21 protein-coding genes are annotated in these 24,952 nt (G+C 60.9%); 15 read left to right on the top strand and 6 right to left on the bottom strand.

The window, feature by feature from the left end; translation table 11 throughout:
- Window positions 1–143 precede the first annotated feature (143 nt).
- Complete coding sequence (locus tag BLU78_RS11115; protein WP_010264767.1) at window positions 144–1,241, top strand: DUF4435 domain-containing protein; 1,098 nt, start codon at window positions 144–146, stop codon at window positions 1,239–1,241.
- 75 nt (window positions 1,242–1,316) lie between these two features.
- Here BLU78_RS11115 and BLU78_RS11120 read toward each other — a convergent pair whose 3' ends face one another.
- Together BLU78_RS11120 and BLU78_RS11125 are read right to left on the bottom strand one after the other, a co-directional pair.
- Window positions 1,317–2,573: an aspartate kinase gene (locus BLU78_RS11120; protein WP_010264771.1), complete on the bottom strand. Its 1,257-nt coding sequence runs from the start codon at window positions 2,571–2,573 to the stop codon at window positions 1,317–1,319.
- Between the two features lie 265 nt (window positions 2,574–2,838).
- Window positions 2,839–4,974: a prolyl oligopeptidase family serine peptidase gene (locus BLU78_RS11125; RefSeq protein WP_010264775.1), complete on the bottom strand. Its 2,136-nt coding sequence runs from the start codon at window positions 4,972–4,974 to the stop codon at window positions 2,839–2,841.
- 85 nt (window positions 4,975–5,059) lie between these two features.
- Here BLU78_RS11125 and BLU78_RS11130 point away from each other — a divergent pair, with 85 nt between their 5' ends.
- The 4 genes from BLU78_RS11130 to mdh all read left to right on the top strand — a co-directional run bounded on the left by BLU78_RS11130 (window position 5,060) and on the right by mdh (window position 8,216).
- Entirely contained in the window at window positions 5,060–5,887 is an 828-nt protein-coding gene (locus tag BLU78_RS11130; RefSeq protein ID WP_010264780.1) for a 2,3,4,5-tetrahydropyridine-2,6-dicarboxylate N-succinyltransferase, read from the top strand.
- Window positions 5,888–5,889: 2 nt separating this feature from the next.
- Window positions 5,890–6,609: a biotin--[acetyl-CoA-carboxylase] ligase gene (locus tag BLU78_RS11135; RefSeq protein ID WP_010264783.1), complete on the top strand. Its 720-nt coding sequence runs from the start codon at window positions 5,890–5,892 to the stop codon at window positions 6,607–6,609.
- Window positions 6,610–6,693: 84 nt separating this feature from the next.
- On the top strand, window positions 6,694–7,071 hold the full coding sequence (gene gcvH / locus BLU78_RS11140; protein WP_010264785.1) for a glycine cleavage system protein GcvH: 378 nt from the start codon (window positions 6,694–6,696) through the stop codon (window positions 7,069–7,071).
- A gap of 203 nt (window positions 7,072–7,274) precedes the next feature.
- Window positions 7,275–8,216, top strand: a complete 942-nt coding sequence (gene mdh / locus BLU78_RS11145; protein ID WP_010264787.1) for a malate dehydrogenase — start codon at window positions 7,275–7,277, stop codon at window positions 8,214–8,216.
- Window positions 8,217–8,322: 106 nt separating this feature from the next.
- Here mdh and BLU78_RS11150 read toward each other — a convergent pair whose 3' ends face one another.
- From BLU78_RS11150 to greA, 3 genes are all read right to left on the bottom strand, one after another.
- Window positions 8,323–10,626 (bottom strand): TonB-dependent receptor, encoded by a 2,304-nt coding sequence (locus BLU78_RS11150; RefSeq protein ID WP_026020793.1) that lies wholly within the window; start codon window positions 10,624–10,626, stop codon window positions 8,323–8,325.
- A gap of 66 nt (window positions 10,627–10,692) precedes the next feature.
- Window positions 10,693–11,028, bottom strand: coding sequence for a hypothetical protein (locus BLU78_RS11155; protein WP_026020794.1), 336 nt, complete (start codon window positions 11,026–11,028; stop codon window positions 10,693–10,695).
- A gap of 137 nt (window positions 11,029–11,165) precedes the next feature.
- Complete coding sequence (greA, locus tag BLU78_RS11160; RefSeq protein WP_010264790.1) at window positions 11,166–11,642, bottom strand: transcription elongation factor GreA; 477 nt, start codon at window positions 11,640–11,642, stop codon at window positions 11,166–11,168.
- Between the two features lie 144 nt (window positions 11,643–11,786).
- Between greA and cls the strand changes: the two genes are divergently transcribed.
- From cls to BLU78_RS11195, 7 genes are all read left to right on the top strand, one after another.
- Window positions 11,787–13,121 carry a cardiolipin synthase gene (gene cls, locus BLU78_RS11165; RefSeq protein ID WP_010264791.1) on the top strand — a complete coding sequence of 445 codons (1,335 nt, stop codon included), beginning with the start codon at window positions 11,787–11,789 and terminating at the stop codon, window positions 13,119–13,121.
- Between the two features lie 157 nt (window positions 13,122–13,278).
- Window positions 13,279–14,097: an outer membrane protein assembly factor BamD gene (locus BLU78_RS11170; protein WP_010264792.1), complete on the top strand. Its 819-nt coding sequence runs from the start codon at window positions 13,279–13,281 to the stop codon at window positions 14,095–14,097.
- 1 nt (window position 14,098) lies between these two features.
- Window positions 14,099–14,431: a DNA-directed RNA polymerase subunit omega gene (locus BLU78_RS11175; RefSeq protein WP_010264794.1), complete on the top strand. Its 333-nt coding sequence runs from the start codon at window positions 14,099–14,101 to the stop codon at window positions 14,429–14,431.
- Between the two features lie 13 nt (window positions 14,432–14,444).
- Window positions 14,445–15,665, top strand: coding sequence for a bifunctional phosphopantothenoylcysteine decarboxylase/phosphopantothenate--cysteine ligase CoaBC (gene coaBC, locus BLU78_RS11180; RefSeq protein ID WP_010264796.1), 1,221 nt, complete (start codon window positions 14,445–14,447; stop codon window positions 15,663–15,665).
- Window positions 15,666–15,673: 8 nt separating this feature from the next.
- Window positions 15,674–17,317, top strand: a complete 1,644-nt coding sequence (gene recN / locus BLU78_RS11185) for a DNA repair protein RecN (RefSeq protein ID WP_010264799.1) — start codon at window positions 15,674–15,676, stop codon at window positions 17,315–17,317.
- Window positions 17,318–17,337: 20 nt separating this feature from the next.
- Window positions 17,338–18,570 carry a hypothetical protein gene (locus BLU78_RS11190; protein ID WP_010264802.1) on the top strand — a complete coding sequence of 411 codons (1,233 nt, stop codon included), beginning with the start codon at window positions 17,338–17,340 and terminating at the stop codon, window positions 18,568–18,570.
- Window position 18,571: 1 nt separating this feature from the next.
- A complete protein-coding gene (locus tag BLU78_RS11195; protein ID WP_010264805.1) occupies window positions 18,572–19,159 on the top strand; it encodes a hypothetical protein in 588 nt (195 codons plus the stop codon).
- An 83-nt stretch (window positions 19,160–19,242) separates the two neighbouring features.
- On the opposite strand, the gene BLU78_RS11200 is transcribed toward BLU78_RS11195, so the two are convergent.
- Window positions 19,243–20,253: a LacI family DNA-binding transcriptional regulator gene (locus BLU78_RS11200; RefSeq protein WP_010264811.1), complete on the bottom strand. Its 1,011-nt coding sequence runs from the start codon at window positions 20,251–20,253 to the stop codon at window positions 19,243–19,245.
- 187 nt (window positions 20,254–20,440) lie between these two features.
- Here BLU78_RS11200 and BLU78_RS11205 point away from each other — a divergent pair, with 187 nt between their 5' ends.
- The 3 genes from BLU78_RS11205 to BLU78_RS11215 are packed head-to-tail and all read left to right on the top strand — an operon-like array spanning window position 20,441 to window position 24,924.
- Window positions 20,441–22,255 carry an FAD-dependent oxidoreductase gene (locus BLU78_RS11205; protein ID WP_010264814.1) on the top strand — a complete coding sequence of 605 codons (1,815 nt, stop codon included), beginning with the start codon at window positions 20,441–20,443 and terminating at the stop codon, window positions 22,253–22,255.
- 24 nt (window positions 22,256–22,279) lie between these two features.
- Entirely contained in the window at window positions 22,280–23,893 is a 1,614-nt protein-coding gene (locus BLU78_RS11210; RefSeq protein ID WP_010264818.1) for a sodium:solute symporter family transporter, read from the top strand.
- Entirely contained in the window at window positions 23,890–24,924 is a 1,035-nt protein-coding gene (locus tag BLU78_RS11215) for a zinc-dependent alcohol dehydrogenase (protein ID WP_010264821.1), read from the top strand. The genes BLU78_RS11210 and BLU78_RS11215 overlap by 4 nt, the downstream gene beginning before the upstream one ends.
- Window positions 24,925–24,952: the final 28 nt, after the last annotated feature.

Below are 24,952 nucleotides of genomic sequence, written 5' to 3' on the forward strand. Positions count from 1 at the left end.
GAATGTCAGATAAAAATTCACCGGGCAGCATGGCCCGAATGTGACGAAATACGCTATCTTTGGTGTCGGAACGGCACGGAAAGTTCCGCCGGACCGGGCGCAATCCAACGTTGCACCCACCCGGCCTTTTACAATTGTATCGTATGGCAAAAAAGTTCCGCGAAAAACTGCGCCGGCTCAATCCCTTCTCGCAGCCGATGACGCTCGACCAGCTGCCCAAGCCCCTGCCCGCCAATCCGGACCAGCGATTGGTGAAGGTCTACGTCGAAGGTTACGAGGACGTGGCATTCTGGCGCGGCATCTTCGACCATTTCCAGAATCCCTACCTGCGGTTCGAGATTTCGGTGCCCGACCGCGGCGACCTGCCCAAAGGCAAAAAGGTGCTGATGGGGATGATTCCCCGCTCGTCGGAGGAGATGATCCTCTGCGTCGATTCCGATTTCGACTACCTCTTCGCCAACCGCACGCCGCAGTCGAAGGAGGTCAACGGCAGCAAGTTCATGTTCCACACCTACGCCTACGCCACCGAGAACTACCTCTGCTACGCCCCCTCGCTGCACAACGTCTGCGTGAAAGCCACCAAAAACGATACGCGCATCTTCGACTTCGTGAAGTTCATGCACGAATATTCGTGCACGATCTACCCGCTGTTCGTCTGGTATGCCTACTCGGCGCAGCTGGCCTCGGAGAACGTATTTCCGCTGATCGACTTCAAACAGTCGGTGCGCATCGGCTACCTCGACATCGAGAACAACGGGGAAAAGACCCTCGAATGGCTCCGGCGCAACGTCACGAAGCGCGAAGAGCTGCTCCGCCGGCGCAACCCGCGGATGCTCGAACCGATGAAGGAGTTTGAAGGACAGTTGAAGGAGCGCGGGCTGACCCCTGAGAACGCCTACCTGTTCATGCACGGCCACACGCTGATGGACAATGTCGTGATGATCGCCCTGAACACCGTGTGCGAGAAACTGCGGGCCATGTCGATCGCCAAGATCACCGCGTCGAAAAAACAGGGCGTGGCGCTAAAGAACGAGATGTCGAACTACACCAATTCGCTGCGTTCGATCCGCGACGTGCTGCTCGACAACGAGAACTACACCAAATGCGCGCTCTACAAACGGCTGGAGCGCGACATCGAACGCTATATCGCCCGCACGATCTGGAACATGAAGCGCAACGGCGAGATTCGGGAAAAATCGGTTGTCGGCATCATCCACCGGCTCCGGCAGGCCCAGGACTGACCCCGCCCGTCCCGAACGCGAAACGGCGGCCTCCCCGATGGGGAAGCCGCCGTCTGCATCGTATCGCCCGGACTATCAGGCACGTTTGCGGACCACGCGCACGGTGGACTGCGTCGCCTGCCGCACGAAGACCTGCGGACCGCGGGCGTATTTGCGCCACAGCTCGTCGGTATAGCCGCGCACGGTCAGCAGCTCCATGTTCTCGGCTTTCATCACGTCGAAGCCCGCCTCGCGCAGCGCCTCGATCGCCTCGTCGATGTGCCACGAGTTGTCGACACACAGGCTCAGGTTCACGGCCGAGTTGTGGATCAGGTTGGCCTTGATGCGGAAACGCTCCAGCAGCGAGAAGATCGTGGCGAATTTCTCCTCCAGCACGAACGAAAAGTCGCGCGAACGGATCGTCAGCAACACCTGGTCCTTTTTGAGAATCAGGATGGGCACGTCGACCGGAGCCGACATCCCGCGGATGACCGTACCGGGCTTGCGCTTGTCGCCGAAGGGGCGCACGTAGAGCGGAATGTTCTTATTCTGGAGGGGTTTGATCGTTTTCGGGTGGATGATCTGCGCCCCGCTGTAAGCCAGTTCGATGGTGTCGAGGTAGTTCAGCTCGGCGATCTGCACGGCATCGGGGAACGCCTTCGGATCGGCATTCATCACGCCATCCACATCCTTCCACACCGACATCGACTCGGCGTCGAGGATGTTGGCCACCACGGCGGCCGAGTAGTCGGAACCCTCGCGGCCCAGCGTCGTGGTCGTGCCGTCGGGGGCGCCGCCGATGAAGCCCTGCCCGATGAAAATATTCTCGCCGCACTCGCCCAGCGCATTTTTCAACAACGTCGTCGAAGCCTCGATGTCCACCCCGGCGTCCTTATGACGCTGCTCGGTGAGGAAACAGCGGCGCATGTCGATCCAGCGGTTAGGCACTCCGGCGTAATTGAGGTATTCGGAGATGATCGTCGTCGAGACCAGCTCGCCGTAGGCCACGATCGTGTCGTACCACAACTCCGCATCGGCCGGTTTATAGACGGTCTCCACAGCTATTTTTTCCAGTTCGTCGAACAGCGTGTCGACCGCCGGCAGGCGTTTGGGGCCGTGCCACAGATCGTCGATGATCTCCGCATGGTATTTGCGCAGCGCCTCGACGTTGTCCAGCGAAAGCTGCCGATCCCCTTTCTGAACCCCTTCGAACACCTTTTCCAGCGCATTGGTCGTCTTGCCCATCGCCGAGACGATGATGAACAGGTTTTGTTCGTCGTCGATGATTTTGCGCAGGTTTCTCACGCCGTCGGCATTTCGCACCGACGCCCCTCCGAATTTATAGACTTTCATGTTATCTTTCTTATTAACCTAACGTACCTTCTTTACCGCCCAGAGGTAACCGACCGCCGGACTCTCGCGGCGTTCCGCCGCGTTTACAAATCTACCCCACCCCGGCTAAGAGCCGGGTTTCAGGGGCGGTGCCCTGATATCGAGGATCGGAACCCATGCGCCGCGTCCATCTCATAAAAGCCGTTTCTTAAACGGCCCTCGGGAGGGGCTTGTCGCAACGCAACCGGGATTTCAGCCGGAATGCAGGCGGATAGTGCCTGAAATCCTATTTTTTCACCACCTTATACGGCACTCCGATATTCTGGAACAGGAATGCGTACTGATCCGTCGCTTCGTCGATGCGCTTCGAGGTGGGTTTGCCGGCGCCGTGGCCCGCCTTCGATTCGATACGGATCAGGATCGGGGCGTCGCCCGCCTGGGCGTGCTGCATCGCGGCCGCAAATTTGAACGAGTGGGCCGGAACGACGCGGTCGTCATGGTCGGCGGTGGTCACCAGCGTCGCGGGATATTTCACACCCTCCTTTATATTATGCAACGGAGAGTACTTGTAAATATAGGAGAACTGCTCCTCGTTGTCCGACGAGCCGTACTCCACGGCCCAGCCCCAGCCGATGGTGAACTTGTGGTAGCGCAGCATGTCCATCACGCCGACAGCCGGGAAGCAGACGGCATAGAGGTCCGGACGCTGCACCTCGCAGGCTCCGACCAACAGTCCGCCGTTCGAACCGCCGCGGATGGCCAGCTTATCCGACGAGGTGTATTTTTCGGCCACGAGATACTCGGCCGCCGCGATGAAGTCGTCGAAGACGTTCTGCTTGTTTTCGAGCATGCCGGCCTTGTGCCACGCCTCGCCGTACTCCGAACCGCCGCGCAGGTTGGCCTCGCAATAGATGCCGCCCTGCTCGACGAAGAGGATCGTCGTCGGGGTGAACCCGGGGGTGAGGTTGATCTGGAAACCGCCGTAGGCATAGAGCAGGCAGGGATTCTTGCCGTCACGCTTCAGCCCCTTGCGATAAGTAATGAACATCGGGACTTCGGTGCCGTCCTTCGAGGTGAAGAACACCTGCTCGGTCGTGAACTGCGCGGGGTCGAACTTCACCTCCGGAGCCTTGTAGAGCGTCGATGCGCCCGAGGCGATGTCGTATTTGTAGACGGTCGCGGGCGAGGTGTAGTTGGTCAGCGTATAGTAAAGCTCCGCATCCTCCTTCTCGCCGTCGAAACCGCCGACCGTCCCGATGGCGGGCAGTTCGACCGTACGCATCAGCCGGCCGTCGTAGTCGTACTGGCGAATCCGGCTCTGCGCATCCTCGAGGTAGGAGGCGAACAGGTAGCCGCCGGCCGTGCCGACCCCGTCGAGCAGACTCTTCCCATCCTCGGGAATCACCGTTTCAATCCGGGACGGACGGTTCAGGTCGATCTTCATCAGGGCGTAGTTCGAGGCATCTTCGTTGGTCACGTAGTAGAGCTGGTCGTCCTTGCAGTCGACAGGCATGTAGTCCGCTTTGAAGCCCGGGAGCAAGGTGCGGAATTTCGGTTCCGAGACTTTCTTATAAAGGATCTCGGAGCCCGACGTACCCTCCGAGCCCACGATGAAGAGCCACTTGCCGTCCTCGGAAGGCACGGCCGAGAAATAGCGCAGCGGGTGCGCCTTGTCCTCGTAGACGAGTTTGTCGGCCGACTGGGGCGTACCCAGTTCGTGATAGTAAACTTTCTGGAACTCGTTCTTGGACGAATAGGCGCTCTTTTTCGGAGCGTCGTAGGCGCTGTAATAGAATCCCTTGGAATCGGGAGCCCACCGTGCGCCCGAGAACTTCACCCAGTTGATCCGATCGGCAGTCAGCGACTTGTCGGCGGTGTCCATCACACGGATTTCCACCCAGTCGGAACCCGACGCCGCGGCCGAATAGGCGAACCAGCGTCCGTCCTTCGAGAACGACATGGCGGCCAGCGCCACCGTTCCGTCGTCGGAGAGCGTATTGGGATCGAGGAACACCTCGCCCGGGGCGCCCGGCTCCTTCGTGCGCCAGATCACCGACTGGTTCTGCAAGCCGTCGTTACAGCTATAATACCACCAGTCGCCGTGCTTCGCGGGAGCCCCCTCCTTGGGATAGTTCCACAACTCGGTCAGCCGCTCGCGGATCGCCCCGCGGAACGGGATTTGCGAGAGATAGTCCTGGGTCACGGCGTTCTCGGCGGCGACCCAGGCGGCCGTCGCCTCGGAGTTATCGTCCTCGAGCCAGCGGTAGGGATCGGGGACTTCGGTACCGAAATAGTTGTCCACCACGTCGCCGCGCTCGGTCTCGGGGTAAGGCAGGAGTTTGATCTGTTTCATGTTGCTGCAACTTGCCGCCACCGCCGCTGCAGCGAGCAGGACGGCGACTTTGTAGGAAAAATACTTCATAATTGAACCGTTTGGGTAATGATCGGGACAAAGTTAGGAAAAATTCGATATTTTCAGTAATTTTGCCTATCGAAAACAACGGACTATGTACAACGAACTCAAAACGATAATCGAGCAGGCATGGGAAGACCGCGCACTGCTTCAGGACCCCGCCACGCAGCAGGCCGTGCGGCAGGTCGTGGAACTGGTGGACAAGGGACAGCTGCGCACGGCGGAACCCGTCGACCCGGCCAAAAGCGAATGGAAAGTCAACGAATGGGTCAAAAAGGCCGTGATCCTCTACTTCCCGATCCAGCCCATGCGCAAGATGGAGGCCGGCGAGCTGGAGTGGTACGACAAGATGGAGCTCAAACACGGCTACGAGGAGCTGGGCGTGCGCGTCGTGCCCCACGCCGTGGCCCGTTACGGCGCCTACATCGCCCCGGGAGCCATCCTGATGCCCTCGTATGTGAACATCGGCGCCTATGTCGACACCGGCACGATGGTCGACACGTGGGCCACGGTCGGCTCGTGCGCCCAGATCGGACGCCACGTCCACCTCTCGGGCGGCGTGGGCATCGGCGGCGTGCTGGAACCCGTGCAGGCCGCACCGGTCATCATCGAGGACAACTGCTTCATCGGCTCGCGCTGCATCGTGGTCGAGGGAGCGCATGTCTGCCGCGAAGCGGTGCTGGGCTCGAACACCGTCATCACCGGCTCGACGCACATCATCGACGTCACGGGACCCGAGCCCGTCACCTACAAAGGCTACGTGCCGCCCCGCTCGGTGGTCGTTCCGGGCAGCTACCGCAAGCAGTTCCCGGCAGGCGAATACAGCGTCACCTGCGCGCTGATCATTGGCCGGCGCAAAGAGTCCACCGATAAGAAAACGTCGCTCAACAACGCCCTGCGCGACTTCGGAGTCTCGGTATAGGCATGATCTACCGCATCGAGGAGACGACCTCCACGAACGACGACGCCCGCGACGCGAAATACCGCCACGGCGACATCGTCTGGGCCGAACGGCAGACCGCCGGGCGCGGCCAGCGGGGACACTCGTGGACAAGCCCCGAGGGGCAGAACCTCACCTTCTCACTGGTACTCGAACCCCGGTTCCTGCCCGTCGGGAAGCAATTCCTGCTGTCGGAAGCCGTGGCGCTGGCGCTCACGGACACCTTCGCGCAGGCAGGCATCGAAACCCGCATCAAATGGACCAACGACATCTATGCCGGAAACCGGAAACTCGTCGGCATCCTGATCGAACACAGTTACTCGGGACCGACGCTCGCCCGCACGGTCGTCGGAATCGGCATCAACGTCAACCAAAAGGAGTTCGACCCGGCGCTTCCGAATCCCGTGTCGATGGCTGTCGCCGCAGGCCGCACGTTCGACCGCAGCGAGGTGCTCGAAACCTTCCGCAAACGGCTCGAAACCCGCTACGCACAGCTCGAAAGGGGCGATGCCGAAGCCTTGCAGCGCGACTACCGCGAACGCATGTACGGGCTGGGCGAACAGCGCACGTTCCGCCACCCCGACGGCACGCCTTTCGAAGCAGTCATCGAGGGCGTGCGGCCTTCGGGAGAACTGCTGCTGCGCCATGTCGGCGGCCCGCTCCGGGAATACCTGTTCAAAGAGGTGGAATTCGTTGTAAAATAAGCCTGAAAAATCTTGCTGTTACAGAAATAACAGTTATATTTGCATCGTAAAACAGTCTATTTCAAATCAAATATTAAGAATAATATGAACGTACCTGCAAATCTGAAATACTCGAACGACCACGAGTGGTGCCGCATCGAGGGTGACACAGCCGTTATCGGCATTACCGATTTCGCACAGAGCCAACTGGGAGACATCGTATTCGTCGATGTCCCGACTGTCGGCGAGACGCTCGCCGCCGGCGAGGTATTCGGCACGATCGAGGCCGTGAAGACCGTGAGCGACGCTTTCCTTCCGGTGGGCGGCGAGGTCGTGGAGTTCAACGACGCCGTAGACGCCGACCCCTCCATCGTCAACAAGGACGCTTACGGCGAAGGCTGGCTCGTCAAGGTCAAGATGTCCGACCCGGCCGAGTACGACGCCCTGCTGAGCGCTGCCGACTACGAAAAGCTGATCGGCTAACCTGCTTAAGAAGCGTTTAGGGCGACTCCGTACCTGCTATTCAGATAATATTGCCGAAATCCCGGTCGCATGCGATAAGCCCCTCCCGAGGGAGGGGTTTGGGGTGGGGTCAGGCTTGCAAACGACGCCAAAGGCGGCGACAAGGAGTTCGGATAGCGGGATAAGGAACGAAAACGTATAACATACCTATAAAAACAAACGTTATGTCTAAAGTTACTGTCGTAGGTGCAGGCGCCGTGGGCGCAACCTGTGCAAACGTAATGGCTTGCCGCGAAGTGGCGAGCGAAGTGGTCCTCATCGACATCAAAGAGGGTCTTTCGGAGGGCAAGATGCTGGATATGTACCAGTGCTCGACGCTGATGGATTTCGACACGAAGCTCGTCGGATTGACCAACGACTATAAGATGACCGCCAACTCGGACGTCGTAGTCATCACCTCGGGTATTCCCCGCAAGCCGGGCATGACCCGCGAGGAGCTGATCGGTACGAACGCCGGCATCATGAAAGGCGTGATCGAGAACGTCACCAAGTATTCGCCCCGCGCCATCATCATCGTGGTAGCCAACCCGATGGATACGCTGACCTACCTGGCCCTGAAGGCTTCGGGACTTCCGAAGAACCGCATCATCGGCATGGGCGGCGCTCTGGACTCGTCGCGCTTCAAATGCTATCTGGCCAAGGCTACCGGCGCCAACATCAACAACGTCGACGGCATGGTCATCGGCGGCCACGGCGACACGACGATGATTCCGCTCGTATCGAAGGCTACCGTGAACGGCGTTCCGGTATCGCAGTTCGCGTCGAAGAAGAAGCTCGAGGAGGCTGTCGCCAACACGATGGTCGGCGGCGCTACGCTGACCAAACTCATCGGCACGTCGGCCTGGTATGCTCCGGGAGCCGCCGCAGCGATGATGGTCGAGGCGATCCTCAACGACCAGAAGAAGATGGTTCCCTGCTGCTGCTACCTCGACGGCGAGTATGGCCAGAAGGACATCTGCATCGGCGTTCCCGCGATCATCGGCCGCAAAGGTATCGAGAAGATCGTGAAGATCGACCTCACGAAAGAGGAGGCCGAGAAGTTCGCCGCTTCGGCCGACGCCGTCCGCAAGACGAACAACGTCCTCCACGAGATCAAAGCGCTCTAAGCGAAGGAGGGAGGGGGCTATTCGCCGCATCCCCTGAAAGCAAGATTCCTACACAAAAAAGCCGCTCCTTTCGGGGCGGCTTTTTTGCGTCCGGGGAGAAGCGGCATTAGAAGCTGATCTTCGCACCGACGAACCAGCTGCGGGGCATCGAGGGACCGTAGACATAACCCGAATCACGTTCGGCCCCCTGGTCGAAATCCTTCTGATAGGCGTTGAAGATGTTCTGCACGCCGCCATAAAGCTGGAGCGTGATCTCCTTGTAAATCCGCAGGTCGTAGGCCAGCCGCAGGTTCACGTCGCAGAACGTCGGCGTGGTGACCGCCACGTCCCGGTCCACGCCCGACCCGGCCATGTGCTGCACGAGCATCTCACCCGTGCAGGTGCCGGTCACATCGGCCGTGAAGCGGCGCAGCGGTTTGAACGACGCCGTGAAATAGCCGTAGAGATCGGGCGTGCGGAACATCCGGCGCACGGGAGGCACCTCCGCATCCTCGCTCCACTGCTCGGGCTCGGAGTAGCGGCTCCGCTGCCACGTCATCCCCGCCTGCAGTTCGAACCAGCGGGTGAAGGCCGCCCGTCCCTCGACATTCAGTCCGCGCACCGTGGCGCCCGAGCCGTTGTAACGCTCTTTGATCTTGCCGCCGTCGGCCGTGTCCTCGATATCCCGCAGCGCAAATACATCTTCCAGCTTGGTATAGAATCCTTCGACGAGCAGGTTGGCCTGCACGCTTCCGAAGGTATGGTAGAGGTCGGCCGAGAGGCTCACGCTGTGCGACCGCTCCTCTTTCAGATCGTCCGCGAGGCGGATGCGGACCCGCTCGCCGCCCACGACGGCGATGTGCATATCCTCGTCGAAAGCCTGCGGAGCGCGGTAGCCTCCGGCGTAGCTCACCCGCAGGTTCACCGACTCCGAAGGGTTGAAGCGGACGTTGGCCCGGGGGCTGAAAATCACGTGATCCACAAGGTTGTGCTTATCGAGGCGGCCGCCGATCAGCAGCGACCATTTTTTGGTCTTCCACTCGTTCTGCAAATAGCCGCCCACGATATGCACCGTCTGGTCGGTGTCGATTGCGTAGCCGATCGAACGGTCCTCGAGTTCGTCGAAACTGTATTCGGCCCCTAAGGTCAATTCCGAGGGCATGAACAGCAGCTTGCGGAAGGCATGGACATACTGCACGCCGGCCGCCGCGGTCAGGTCGTGCGTCGTGCCGTAGGCGTCGGGGTCCTGGTTGCCCCCGTAGTAGCTCTTGCGCGCGGTGTTCTGGAACGAGGCGTAGGCGTTGAACCGGTTGCTGCGGTCGGCCGAGGAGAGGTCGAACGAGAGACTTCCGCCGTCGATCGCATGGTCGGTCTGCTCGGCGACGAAGGCTTCGTGCGGAGGCAGGTCCAGCCGGTCGCCGCCCCGGCGGTATTCGCCGATGTGGTGATACTGCGCCGTGATGCGCGAATAAGCGCCCGTGCGGAAAAACGAGCGCATGCCGACCGACTGGCTGTTGATGACCGGCAGTTCGGTGAATCCGTCGCCGTCGTGGTCGTAACCCGAGCGGTGGCGGCTCTGGCCGAAGACGCTGATGCCCGCGCGGCCGCTCTCGGAGACGATCGAGGCGTTGAGCATCGTCGAATTGTCATAGGAATTGCTGCCTCCGAGCGAGGTCAGCGTATGCGACAACTGGGCCGAACTGCGCGTCGGCTCCCGGGTGATGATGTTGATTGTGCCGCCAATGGCCGACGAACCGAAGAGCGCCGAGCCGCCGCCGCGCAGCACCTCGACCCGTTCGATCATGTTGGCCGGAATCTGTTCCAGCCCGTAGACGCCCGTCAGGGCCGAAAAAACGGGATGCGAATCGACCAGTATTTGCGAATAGTGTCCGTCGAGGCCGTTGATGCGCACCTGCATAAAACCGCAGTTCTGGCAGTCGTCCTCGACACGCACGCCGGGCTGAAACGAAAGCCCCTGCGCCAGACACGCGGCATTGGTGCGCTCGAACAGTCCGGCGTCGAGTACGCTCACCAGCGCCGGAGCTTCGCGCCGCAGCGTCGCCGAACGGCTCGCCGAGACGACCACCTCGTCCATCGAGATGCCGTTCTGCGCCACCTCGAAATTCAGTTCCAGCGTCTCGCCGCGCTTCAGCGCGACGGAGGTTCTTTTCGCAGCGTAGCCCAGGGCGCGGACTTCGAGCGTCAGCTCCCCTTCGGGCAGGTTTTTCAGGAAATAGTGTCCCGAAGCGTCGGTCGTCGTACCGAAGGCCGTGCCGACGACGGCTATCGAAGCATAGGGAATGTGTTCGTGGGTTTCACGGTCCACCACGTGGCCGTAAAGGTTGGCGTCCGTGCCTTTGCGCGGCGCATCGGCACCGGACACAATAAGATACAGGCATAGGAACAATGCCGATAAAACAGATCGTTTCATGGTAAAATCGAATTGAGGATGAGGCCCGGAGGACTCCGGGCAAATCAGAAAAGAGGCGTGACGGAGCTACGCCGCAGGAGGCGCCCGCAGGGAGAAAAGCGAAATCTCCGACGCACACTTGCAGCGCGTGGCCTCGGGCAGCAGCACGGCAAGCACCTCGGCATAGAACTGGTGCGCGTAAGGAATTTCGAGCAGATAGGGAAAGAAATGGAAATCATCGACGATACAGAGCTCGACGACCAGCTGGTCGGCACCGTTGTCGGGCACCAGGTCGCCGCTGAATGCCGCGAAGTGGGCCGGGTCCTCGTTATAGATATGCACCTTCTGTCCCGCATAGGCCGCGAGCAGGACCGACAGCAAGAAAGCCGCACAGCATTGTCTGAATCTGAGGTGCATCTTCATCGGACACAAAGGTATAACAAAAAAAGGGGCGCGACAAGCGGCCCCTGCAAAAATACCTAAATGTTAGTAGGTTGTATGTCTGTCCGACGGCCCGCTGCGGGAGACGGGCCGTGCGCCCCTCCCGGAAGCCGGGCGCCTCAAATGCTGATGTCGAGAATCTCGAAATGGATCGTACCCGCAGGCACGTCCACATCCACGCGGTCGCCCTTCTTGCGGCCCAGCAGCGCCTTGGCGATCGGCGTGCCGATGGCCAGCTTCCCTTCGCGCAGGTTGGCCTCGTGTTCGGCGACGATCGTGTAGGTCATCTCCTTGCGGGTGTTGTGGTTCAGGAGCGTCACCTTGCTCAATATCTGCACCTTGCTCTTATCGATCTTCGTCTCGTCGATTACGCGCGCATTGGCGAGCGTATCCTCCAGCTTGGCGATACGCATTTCCAGCAAGCCCTGTGCCTCCCGGGCAGCGTCGTACTCGGCGTTCTCCGAAAGGTCACCCTTGTCACGCGCTTCGGCGATCGCCGCCGAAATCGCCGGGCGCTCGACGGAACGCAGGTGATCGAGCTCCTCTTTGAGTTTTTTGTAACCCTCCGCTGTCAGATAAATAATCTCTTTTGCCATACCTAAAAAACATAAAAAATAAAGAATCCTGACCCGTAAAGGTCAGAACCCCGTTGCATTACTCAGACAAAGATAAAAAGTAAATTCCATATTTCCAAATCTTTTTCGCGCTCCGTGGCACGAATCGTGCCCGCAAACGGGGTTATGTATACCCTCTTCACGATCCATCTGTTATGGACGCTCGGCGCGGGTCTGGTCATCACGCGCCGGCAGCGAATACCCGCCTCGGCGGCGGCGTGGCTGGCCCTGGTTCTCCTGCTCCCCGCGGCCGGCACCCTGTTATACATACTGGCCGGATACCGCCGCCCCACACCTCCGGCCGAAAACTCCGTCTGCCGGGGCGACGCCGTGGAACAGATCGTCGCCCGGGGATGCGGAACGTCCTCCACGCGGCACAACCGCGTCGAGCTGCTGCACAACGGCAACAACGCCTTCGCATCGCTCATCGCCGCCCTGCAGCACGCCACCCGCTCGATCCACATGGAGTACTACATCATCCGCGACGACCGCATCGGCCGCACCATCGCCGAAATACTGATCCGCAAGGCCCGCGCGGGGCTGGAAGTGCGGGTGATCTACGACGCCGTGGGCTCGTGGAGGCTGAGCCGCGCGACACTGCGGCGCATGCACGAGGCGGGGGTTCGCACCGCCGCTTACGAACCGGTCCGCTTCCCGTGGTTCACCACGCGCGTCACGCGCCGCAACCACCGCAAAATCGTCGTTACGGACGGGAAAACCGCCTATCTGGGAGGCATAAACATTGCGAAATACTACCTCGACGGAGATTACATGGGCAAGTGGCGCGACGAGCACCTCCGCATCGAGGGCGACGCCGTCGCAGACCTGCAGCGGCTCTTCATCGCCGACTGGGCGCGGGCCACCCGGGAATGTCTCGACCCGCGCGGACACATCGCCCCTCACCGCATCCGGCAACGGCTGCCGATCCAACTGGCGTGGTCCGAAGAGGGCCCCTCGCGGCTGACCATCGCCGAGGCGTTCGCAGCGGCCATCGTCCGGGCCCGGGAACGGGTGCGCATCTGTTCGCCCTACTTCCTGCCCCCGGTGATGATCCTCGACGCCCTGCGGCTGGCGGCCCGGAGCGGCATCCGGGTCGAGGTGATGATCCCGACGTGCAGCGACTCCCCGTTCTCGGACCTCGTGTCCGACTCCTACGTCGGGGACCTGCTCAACGCCGGAGTCGAACTCTACCGCTACGACAACGGATTCCTGCACGCCAAACTGGTGATCGTCGACGAAGCGCTGGCCTCGGTGGGCACCGCGAACATGGACTACCGCAGTCTGACGGACAACCTCGAGGTCACGGCCTTCATCCGCGGCCGGGAGGTGGTCCGAGAGCTGGCCGCGACCTTCGACAACGACCTCGCCTCCTGCCGGCGCATCACGCGCCAAGAGTGGCGTCCGCCGCTGTGGCGGCGGACGCTGGGCGACGTGCTCCGGCTCGTGTCACCCCTGATGTGATTCCGTCCGGATGCCCGCCCCGGCAGGGCTTTCGCGTTCAGGACAACAAAAAAACGACCGCCTTTCGCTTTCGCGGCCCGGACGGGCAATATTTTTTTTTGCAAATCGTTAATTTATGCGTAACTTTGCGCGATAAAGCGCCGTAATAAATTCATAAATGAAGCAGACCTTTTTATACGCCCTTTGCGGACTGGCGGCCGCGATCATCCTCGGAGGGTGTTCCGGTATGAACGCCCTGCTGAAAAGCGGAAAGCCCGAACTGATTTACAGCAAGGCGATGGAGTACTACCAGAAGGAGAAGTGGCAGCGCGCCTCGACCCTCTTCGAAGGAGCCCAGTACTACTACACCGGCACCCCGACCGAAGACAGCATCTCGTTCTTCAACGCCCGCTGCAAGTTCAAGAACCGCGACTACGACACGGCGTCGACCCTGCTGGACGACTTCCGCCGCAAATTCGGCCGCAGCGCGTTCATCGAGGACGCCGAAGGCATGTACGCGCTCTGCTTCTACTACCTCTCGCCGGGACCTTCGCGCGACCAGACGATGACCGGCCATGCGCTGATCGCCATCAACGAGTTCATGTCGCGTTATCCGAAGAGCGACCGCATCGAGGATTTCAAAAAGATCAACGCCGAACTCACCGAGCGACTGCACGACAAAGCCTACATCAACGCCTACACTTATTATAAGATCGGCCGTTACAAATCGGCGATCGTGGCGCTGAAGAACGCGCTGAAGCAGTATCCCGAGAGCAAGCACCGCGAAGAGATCATGTACCTGATCGTCGACGCCAGCTACCGCTTCGCCAGCAACTCGGTCCGCGACAAGCAGACGGACCGTTACCTGACGATGCTCGATTCCTACCTCTCGTTCAAGGAGGAATTCCCCGAATCGTCGCACATCAAGGAGATAGACCGCATGGCCAAGAATGCCCGCGACTACCTCGACCGCAATAACAAAGACAACAACATATAAGATGGAAATCAAGAAGAACATTCCCAACAACACCATCACGCGCAAGCTGGTGGATCTGGACTCGGAAACGGGCAACATCTACGAGAGCGTAAACATCATCGCCCGCCGCGCCAACCAGATCGCAACCGAACTCAAAACCGAGCTCAACCGCAAACTCGCCGATTTCTCGTCGCCCACCGACACCATGGAGGAGACCTTCGAGAACCGCGAGCAGATCGAGATCTCGCGTTACTACGAGCGCCTGCCCAAACCCGTAATCATCGCCACCGAGGAGTTCATCGACCATGAACTGGTCTTCAAAGAGGGCAGGGACGGCGAGATGAAGGTGATCTAATCCGCACAGGGAGATGGCATCCGAAAGCGCTGCGAATCCCCCGCTGGCGGGGAAACACATACTGCTGGGCATCACGGGTAGCATAGCGGCTTACAAGGCTGCCGTGCTTTGTCGTTTATTGAAAACGGCAGGCGCCGACGTGCGCGTAGTGATGACGCCGCTGGCCAAGCAGTTCATCACGCCGCTGACGATGGCCACGCTCTCGAAAAATCCCATTCTCGTCGAATTTTTCGACCCGGAAAACGGGGCGTGGAACTCTCACGTGTCGCTGGGCGAATGGGCGGACTGCTACCTGATCGCCCCCGCCACGGCCAACACGCTGGCCAAGATGGCCGGCGGCATCGCCGACAACCTGCTGCTGACGACCTATCTCTCGGCCCGCTGCCCGGTCGCCGTGGCTCCGGCCATGGACCTGGACATGTACGCCCACGAAGCCACGCAGCAGAACCTCCGGACGCTCGCCCGACGCGGCGTCCATATCGTCGAGCCCGGCGACGGCGAACTGGCCAGCGGGCTGACGGGCAAAGGCCGCATGGCCGAACCCGACCGGATCGCCGCATTCGTCGGCGACCTTCTCCGCGAAAAAAAAAAGAGTCTGCAAGGTAAACGGCTGATCGTCACGGCAGGAGCCACGATCGAAGCCATCGACCCCGTGCGGTTCATCTCGAACCACTCCACGGGGAAGATGGGCTATGCCATTGCCGGGGAACTGGCCGGCAGGGGCGCCGAAGTGACACTCGTCACGGGCCGCACTTCGCTGCCGACACCCGCGGGCGTCGAGCGCGTGGACGTGCTCTCGGCCGCCGAAATGTACGACGCCGCGGTCCGGGCCTTCGACGGGGCCGACGGAGCGGTGATGTGCGCCGCCGTGGCCGACTATACCCCCGAAAGCGTTTCGGAGACCAAGATTAAAAAATGCGACGGCGACATGTGCATCACGCTGCGCCGCACGCGCGACATCGCCGCCGAACTGGGGGCGCACAAGGGCAGCCGCCTGTTGGCAGGGTTCGCTCTGGAGACCCACGACGAAGAGGCGCATGCCGAGGCCAAGCTCGCAAAGAAGAATTTCGACTTCATCGTGCTCAACTCGCTGCGCGACGCCGGGGCCGGATTCCGCGGCGACACCAACAAAGTGACCTTCATCGACCGTGCGGGCCGCGAAGAACTGCCTCTGATGCCGAAGCGCGAGGTCGCCGCACGCATTGCCGACAAAATCGAAAAAATCCTAAAATAACCTCCGCCATGCTACGCCGTCTGTCGGTCGAAAATTACGCGCTTATCGACAAGCTCGAAATGGAACTGGCCCCCCACCTGAACATCATCACGGGTGAGACGGGAGCCGGAAAGTCCATCCTGCTCGGAGCCCTCGGGCTGCTGCTGGGGGCCAAGAACGACGGTTCGGCGATGAAGGACTCGGCGCGCAACTGCACGGTCGAAGGGGTTTTCGACCTGACGGGACGCGACCTGGAGCCGTTCTTCGACGAGAACGACCTCGACTACGCCCCCGAGACGACCCTCACGCGCGTCATCACCCCGACGGGCAAGAGCCGCGCCTTCATCAACGACGTGCCGGTGCAGCTGGCGCAGCTCCGCGAATTGGGAACGCGCCTGATCGACATCCACTCCCAGCACCAGAACCTTATCCTCTCGTCGGAGGAGTTCCGCACCTCGGCGCTCGACACCGTGGCCGCAAACCGGGACCTGCTGGCCCAATACACGGCGCAGTATGTCCGGATGACCGAGCTGCGACGCAGACTGGCCGCCCTGCGCGAAGCCGCCGAAAAGGGCCGCCGCGACGAAGAGTGGCTCCGGTTCCAGACCGAAGAGCTGACGGCCGCCAACCTGCGTCCGGGCGAACAGGCCGAGCTGGAGGAGGAGCTGGCTGTGCTCGAAAATGCCGACCGCATCGGCGAAGTGCTGACCGCCCTGCGCAACACCTTCGACACCGACGAAACGGGGGTATTGGCGCAACTCAAAAATTCGGAGAACGAACTCAACCATATCCGCAGCCACTACCCCGCCGCCGGGGAATATGCCGACCGCCTGCGGTCGGTGCTCGAAGAGCTGAAGGACATCAACGGCTCGGCCACCGCCGCATGCGAACGGCTGGACGCCGATCCCGAGCGTCTGGCGAAGCTCTCGGCGCGGCTCGACACGCTGATCGCCCTCCAGCAGAAGCACCACGCCGGGAATGAAGCCGAACTGATCGCCGTGCGCGACCGCTGCGCGGCGCAACTGGCAGCCATCGTCCACAGCGGCGAGGAGATCGCCGAAGCGGAAGCCACCCTCGCCGAAGCCGCCGGGAAGGTCCTCACACTGGCCGAACGCCTGCACAAAGCGCGCGAAAAGGCCGCCGCAGGATTTGAAAAGCACATCCTCTCGACCCTCACCAAACTGGGCATGCCCGACACGGTTTTCCGCATCGCGCTGACGCCGCTGGCCGAACCGTGCCGCACGGGGTGCGACAGCGTGCAGTTTCTTTTCACCGCCAACCGGAACATGACGCCCCAGCCCGTCAAGCGCATCGCCTCGGGCGGAGAGCTCTCGCGCGTGATGCTGGCCCTGAAAGCCCTGCTGGCCGAGCGGATGCAGCTGCCGACGATCATCTTCGACGAGATCGACACGGGCGTCTCGGGACGCATCGCCGACGCCATGGGCGAGATCATCGAATCGCTCGCAGCCTCGATGCAGGTGGTGGACATCACCCACCTGCCGCAGGTCGCCTCGAAGGGCTCGGCGCATTTCGTGGTCTACAAGCGCGACGGACGCACGGACATCACCCGCCTCGGCGACGAGGAGCGCGTGACCGAAATCGCCAAGATGCTCTCCGGCTCCCGGATCACCGACGCCGCCGTGGCCCAGGCCCGCATCCTGCTGAAGAACTGACCTTTACAACCTATATAGAGATGAAGAAACTGACGATGCTCTGCGCGGCATTGTGCCTTGCGTTCACTGCCCTGGCCGGGGACAAGATGAAGCTGGACCTGAAAATCACGAACGATCCCAAGGAGTCGATGTTCTATTTCAACGGCACCGGCACGGGAACGCTCGACTACGAAGGACGGCAGCTCACGGCCGAGATCGACCTCGATTTCGAACACCCCGTCGACGGGCGCTACGGGGCGCTGACGCTCTGCGACCAACAGCATCAGGCCGTGGCGCGGTACGCAATCACAGGAGTCAGCCACCTCAGCGACGCCGTCAGTAAACGCGTGACTGTGAAGGGCATCGACGGCACTTGCGGTTCGGTCGAGGCGAACCTCGATTTTCACCGCGACCGCGACCGCAACTATTCGCTGCTCTTCGCCCCGGGAACGATCCCCTACTTCAAACCCATGAGCCGACTCACGTTCGATTCGCAGCTGCGAATCGCTCCGCGCGTGAAATCGGCTGAAGAACTCGAACAGGAGGCGCAAGTCCGGAAAATCACCGAAGAACGCCAGGCCCGCGGCCAGGCGGAGGCCTCCCGCCGGGCGTCGCGCCGCGAGGCCCGCGACACGGTCGGGGCACTGGCAGGTCTTGCCACCCTGCTCTTCGCCGTCTGGATGGCTCCGCGCGCCATGCGCCGCCGCCGGTTGCCGCACCTGCTGCTCTTCACGGCGCTGGGGCTGCTTTCGACCGTCCCGCCTTTCGTGCTGCTGCCCGTTCTGCCCGCCTATTTCTGGTGGTATTACAACCTCTACAACGAAAACTACGGAGCCCTGCACCTCGACCAGACATTTCTCCGGATCTTCTACTGGAGCTGCGGCATCCTGGGATTCGTATTCTACGGGGTGTTCGGCACGGTCGCCATCGTCTACGCGGTCGTCTGGTTTATCGCGGGTTATGTCGCCCACCTGCTGATCTTCTTCCCGCACACGGAAAGAGCCCGCTGCCCCCACTGCAACTACTACGGCCCCAACGAGATCATGAGCCGCGAACTGATCGACGAACACATTCACCGAACCGTCACCCGCCGATTAGAACACAGCCACACGGAGGAACGGAGCGACCGGATCATCGAATGGTACAAGGAGAAGTACAACGTCCGCATCGAAGCCGACCAGCGATTCCGCGACTTCCGTCGCTGCGGACACTGCGGAGAGATCTTCATCACGACTTTCCTGCGCATAAAGACGCTTTCGGACAAAGACTATTGATATGGAAAACATCTTCGAAATCGCGGCCGCCAACCAGCAGCGCGCCCGCGAGGTCATCCGCGACTCCCGGCTGGAGGAGGCCTGGCGCTCGGTGGGCGCCGAACCGAACCTCGTGGGTTCGCTCCGCACGGGCCTGCTGATGAAGCACCGCGACATCGACTTTCACATCTACTCTTCGCCCCTGAACATCGCCGACAGCTTTGCGGCCATGACCCGGATCGCCGAAAATCCCCGCATCCGCCGCATCGAATACGGCAACCTGCTCGATGCACAGGACCAGTGCCTCGAATGGCACGCCTGGTACGCCGATGCCGACGACCGGCTCTGGCAGATCGACATGATCCACATGCCCCGCGGTTCGGCTTACGACGGTTATTTCGAACGGGTGGCCGACCGGATCAGCGCCGTGCTGACCGACGAGACGCGGCGCGCCGTCCTGCAGATCAAATACGACACGCCCGACGAGGTGAAGATCATGGGCATCGAATATTATCGGGCGGTGCTGGGCGACGGCGTGCGCACCTACGCCGAATTCGAGGCATGGCGCGCAGCGAATCCCGTCGAAGGCATTCTGGAATGGATGCCGTAAGCCTCTGAAGCTGATTTGCCGGCACAGTCCTGTCGGCCGGCGCATGGAAAGCGCTGAACGGCCAATGCGGCGAGAAGAAACCGTTATTTCTCCGTGGAGGAACGTATAACCATGTTCGCCGGAAGCACCACGTTTTCCGACGGCGCCATCGGGTTTTCAATTTTCGCGAGCAGCAGCCTGACCGTTTCTTCCGCCATCCGGTCCAACGGCTGTTCGACCGCCGTAATGCCCGGATGCACGAGCGTCGCCAGTTTCGTACCCGACATGCAGGCGATGGCCATATCGGCAGGAATGGCGATGTTCCGTTCCTGCAACACCTTTTTAGCCCCTAACGCCTGCAATTCGGTAAAACAGAATACGGCGTTGCAGTCCACCCCCGAGTCGAGAATCCGGTTCATGGCCTCCGCACCGTCCTTTTCATCCACCCCCGCCGGGATGACCAGTTCAGGCCGGTAGTCGATTCCGTGTTTTTTCAGCACGTCGCGGTAAGCCCGCAGCCGTTCCGCGGTATTGCGGATATAGTCGGGACCCGCGAGATGCAGAATCCGGCGATACCCTTTATATATTAAATGCTCGACCAGGAAAAACGCCGAATGGTAATCGTCGCTCCTCACGCTCGAACACTCCAGGTCGGCGACCGTGCGGTCGAAAAACACCATCGGGATACAACGGCGGATAAATCCGTTGTAAAATTCGAGGTTGGCCCGGTGATGGCACGAACTGATCAGAATACCGTCGACACGATAGCTGTCGAAAATCTCGAAATTCGAACGCTCGGTCAGGAAATCTTCATCCGAAAGCGTCAGGATGATCCGGTAACCGTACGGTTGCAGAATACGCTGCACGGTGGCGGTGAATTGCAGATAGAATGAGGTAACGGCCTCGGGAACCACAATGCCGATGGTCTTGGCCCTGCGGTTGCGCAGATTCACGGCCATCTCGTTTTTCCGGTAGCCCATCTTTTCCGCCGTCTCCACCACTTTGCGTATCGTCTCCTCGCTAACATTCCAGGAGTCAGCCGACAAAGCCCGCGAAACCGTAGATTTCGAGATCCCGAGCACGTTGGCGATATCCTTAATGGTCACATACCTCATAATGATTCTTCATCTATCGTGGTTGAAAGATACGAATTATTATCCTGTTTTGCAATTTCAACACAGCGACAGTTGTTTGGGAACGGTTGCGGACGCCGGGAACGGTTGCGGGAATCGTTGCGGACCTTAATTAACGAGAATGTAACACGATTCAGTTAATTTAGTGTCCGAATCAACCAACCCAACTATGAATACAGACAATTCGGTCTATGTGGCGGCATCGACCTTCGAAGACAAGGGAGGCTGGACCGCAGACCCGCAGTTTATGGAACAGATGGGGTCGAGCTACCTGATAGCGCACGGGCTCGGACAGCCCGTAGACGACGCCCGGACACATTTCACCGTGCCGCAGGACGGCACATACAATCTTTTCGCGCGCACCCGCAACTGGACCGCCTGCTGGTCGGACCGGCCCTCGCCGGGCGTGTTCCGCATCCGGATCGACGACCGGGATACGGAGACGCTTTTCGGCGACGGAGCGGGTGAATGGCACTGGCAGGAGGGCGGAAGCATCTTCCTGACCAAAGGCACCCACCTATTGACATTACACGACACGACCGGATTCGACGGACGCTGCGACGCGATTCTCCTCACCGCCACCGATCAACGGCCTGACGACTCGCTCGAAGGGCTCTTCGCCCTGCGCGGCCGGCTGATGCGGCTGCCGGACATGCCCGAAGACAAGGGCGAGTTCGGACTCGTGGTAGCCGGCGGCGGAGTAGCCGGCATGTGTGCGGCTATCGCGGCGGCGAGGGGGGGGGTGAAAGTCGCCCTCATACAAGACCGGAAGGTGCTCGGCGGCAACAACTCTTCCGAGGTCCGGGTAGGTCTCGGAGGCCGCCTGAACATCGGCAAATATCCTTCGCTGGGCTACCTGCTCAACGAATTCGGACCCGCCGCCAAAGGCAATGCACGCCCCGCAGAGGTCTATGAGGATGACAAAAAGCTGAATGCCGTCCTTGCCGAGGAGAACATCACCCTCTTCCTCGGCTACAAAGTCACCCGGGTCGGTAAGTCCGGTCCGCGCTCCATTTCGTCCGTCGTGGCGACCCGTGTGGACGATTACACAACGATCGGGATAAAGGGCCGGCTGTTCGCCGACTGCACCGGAGACGGAGCGCTCGGGGTGCTCGCCGGGGCGGAATGGCACATGGGACGCGACCCGAAAAGCCGCTACAACGAGCCTTCGGCGCCGGAAACGGCCGACGGCATCACCCTCGGAGCCTCCGTGCAGTGGTACTGCCTCGAAGCGGACCGGCCCATGCCGTTTCCCGACATCGACTGGGGACTCCCGATCAGCGAGGAGACGGTGCAGAAAGTGCGCCGCGGCCAATGGTACTGGGAAGTCGGAATGGCCGAGGACCAGATGGCCGAGGCCGAGCGCATCCGCGATTACGGCATGTACGTCGCCTATTCCAACTGGGCATATATCAAAAACCACGCATCGTTCCGGGACGAATACGCCAACAGCTACCTCGGCTGGATGGCGCACGTGGCCGGGAAGCGCGAAAGCCGCCGCCTCGTGGGCGAATTCGTGCTCCGGGAGCAGGACCTCACCGATTTCGTCGTCTACCCGGACGGCTGCGTAAGCACCTCCTGGTACATCGACAACCACGAACCGGACCCCGAAAACAGCAAACATTTCAGGGAGCCGTTCCTCTCGCGCGGCTGTCTGCGTCCGCTCGATTTCTACCCGATCCCCTACCGGTGCTTCTACTCCAAGGACCTCGACAACCTGTTCATGGCGGGGCGGAACATCTCCGTCAGCCACATCGCCCTCGGCACGACGCGCGTCATGCGCACTACGGCGATGATGGGCGAGGTCGTCGGACTGGCCGCCCGCGTATGCCTGCGGGAAGGGCTTCTGCCGCGCGACATCTACGAAAAAGCCTTCGACAAACTCCGGGAACTGATGGGCAGGGGCGCCGGACGCACCGACGTGCCCTATTTGCAGGTCTATACGCTCATCGACACCACCGCAGCCCGCAGCGAAGAGTGCTAACCGACTGAAACACACACCAACGACATGAGCATAACAGACTGGATCATCATCCTTTTGTTCCTGGGAGGTCTTATCGCCATCGGCTTTGCCTTTTCCAAGAAAAACAAGGACCTCAAAGACTACTTCCTCGCCGGAAAATCGATGCCGACCTGGCTCGTGGTGTTCGCCGCCACGGGCACGTCCATCAGCGCCGGTACGTTCGTGGGCTCTCCCGAGCTCGGATTCAACACCAACCTCACCTTCATCATGAGCTGCGTAGGAGCGGTGATCGGGGGCGTGGTGGTGGCCGCGCTTTTCCTGCCGAAACTCTACAATTCCAGGACCATCACCATCTACGGCTATATCGGCGACCGCTTCGGCGAAACGTCGAAACGGGCCACGAGCGTGATGTTCATCCTCGGCCAGCTCTTCACCTCGGGATCGAGGCTCTTCATCGCGGCGATCGCCGTGAGCGTCATCATCTTCGGGTCGATACACTTCCGGTTCCTGATGTACTCCATCGTCATCCTCGGCGTCGTGAGCACGATCTACACCATGGCCGGCGGCATCAAGGGACTGCTCTACATCGACGCGATACAGATCATGCTGGTCATCGGCTCCGGACTCGTCGCCCTCATCATCGTCTTCCTCGCCCTCCACGACACGATGTCCCTCTCCGAGATATTCGCCTCGCTGCAAAACGGCATGGTAAAAGCTCCGGCGCAGCCCGAATACGCCATGGCGGCCGACGGGACCCTGAGCGGCTGGATTCCGGGCAGCAAGATACAGCTCGTGGACCCGCGTTTCCGGTTCGACGTTCCCTACAACCTGATCGGCGCACTCGGCGCTTACGCCTTTTTCAAGGTGGCCCAGTTCTCCACCGACCACGAGTTCGTCCAGCGGCAGCTCACCTGCAAAAGCGTCCGGAAAGCCGGCGTGTCGCTCGTATGGTCGCAACTTCTGGCCATTCCCATCGTCCTGATCTTCCTGCTGATCGGCACCCTGCTGTACGTCCGCTACATCAACGACCCGGCCTCCGCCGTCGGAGCCGGCGTATTCACCGACGCCCGCGACATCTTCCCGCAATTCATCTGCAACAGCATCCCCGCGGGCGTGCGCGGTCTGATGGTGGTCGGGCTTCTCGCAGCGGCGCTGTCGAGCTTCAACTCGGCGATCAACGCCATGGCCAGCAGTTTCGTATCCGACCTCTACCTTCCGATCCGCAAGAGCCGGGGCAAGGCGATCAGCGGCGATGCGGACCAGATGGCGGCCTCCCGGAAGATGGTGGTGCTGATGGGCGTCCTGCTGACCTCGTTCGCCATCGTCACGGCCGTGATGCAGCAGACCAGCGGACTCAACCTCGTGGATTTCGCCACCGGCGTAATGTGCTTCTCCTACGCCGGAATGATGGGCGTGTTCATCACGGCCCTCTTCACCAAACGGGGCAACACGCGGAGCGTCATCGCCGCCCTCGTCCTCGGACTTCTCACGGTGCTCTTCCTCCAACCCTACATCTTCGGGCCCGTGACCGAGGCGCTCTTCGGACGCGAACTGTTCCTCGCCTGGCCCTGGTGGTGTCCCATCGGCGTATCCGTCAGTCTTCTGGTGTGCCTCAGCGGCAAACCCGACCCTAAAACAAATCCACAAGCAACAATATGAGACAAGCAGTACTGACCGCCCCGGAACGGATCGAATTCCGGGAGGTCCCGGACCTCACCGCCGCACAGTTGGGTGAGGACGAAATACTAATCCGCATCAAAAAAATCGGCATCTGCGGCAGCGAGATTCACTCCTACCACGGCGAGCACCCGGCGACATTCTACCCCGTGGTGCAGGGACACGAATATTCCGGCATCGTCACGGCCGTCGGCTCCAAGGTCACCCGATGCAAACCGGGCGACAAGGTGACGGCCCGTCCTCAACTCACCTGCGGCCAATGCGCCCCCTGCCGCCGGGGCCAGTACAACGTCTGCGAGAACCTCCGGGTGCAGGCATTCCAGGCCGACGGAGCCGCACAGGACTATTTCATCGTTCCGGAGGAGCGGCTCGTCAAACTGCCTGAAACCTTCTCGCTCGAATACGGCGCGATGATCGAACCGGCCGCCGTAGGGGCGCACGCCACCTCGCGCGCGGGAGACCTCACGGGCAAAAATGTGGTGGTTTCCGGAGCCGGCACGATCGGCAACCTCGTGGCGCAGTTCGCCCTCGCCCGCGGTGCGCGCAGGGTACTCATCACCGACGTAAGCGATTACCGGCTGGAAACCGCCCGCCGGTGCGGCGTCGCCGACACCCTCAACGTGGCGAAAACCCCGCTGAAAGAGGGCATGAAAGCGGTTTTCGGCGACGAAGGTTTTCAGGTGGGGTTCGAGGTCGCCGGCGTGGAGTCCTCCATCCGTCCGCTGATGGAGTGCGCGGAGAAAGGCGGCACGATCGTCGTCGTGGCGGTTTTCGCCAAAGATCCGGCCCTCAGCATGTTCTTCCTCGGGGAACACGAACTCATCCTCGCAGGAACCATGATGTACCGCCATGAAGACTACCTGACCGCCGTCGGGGAAATAGCCTCCAGCAAGGTCACCCTCGCCCCGCTCGTGACCGACCGCTTCGCCTTCGAACAGTACGACGAAGCCTACCGGTTCATCGCCCGGAACCAGGAAAAATGCATGAAGGTCATCATAGACCTCGAACAATAATCCCCAAACGACAGCTACGATGAACAGG

This window comes from Alistipes timonensis JC136 (assembly GCF_900107675.1).
In the GTDB taxonomy this organism is placed as follows: Bacteria; Bacteroidota; Bacteroidia; order Bacteroidales; family Rikenellaceae; genus Alistipes; species Alistipes timonensis.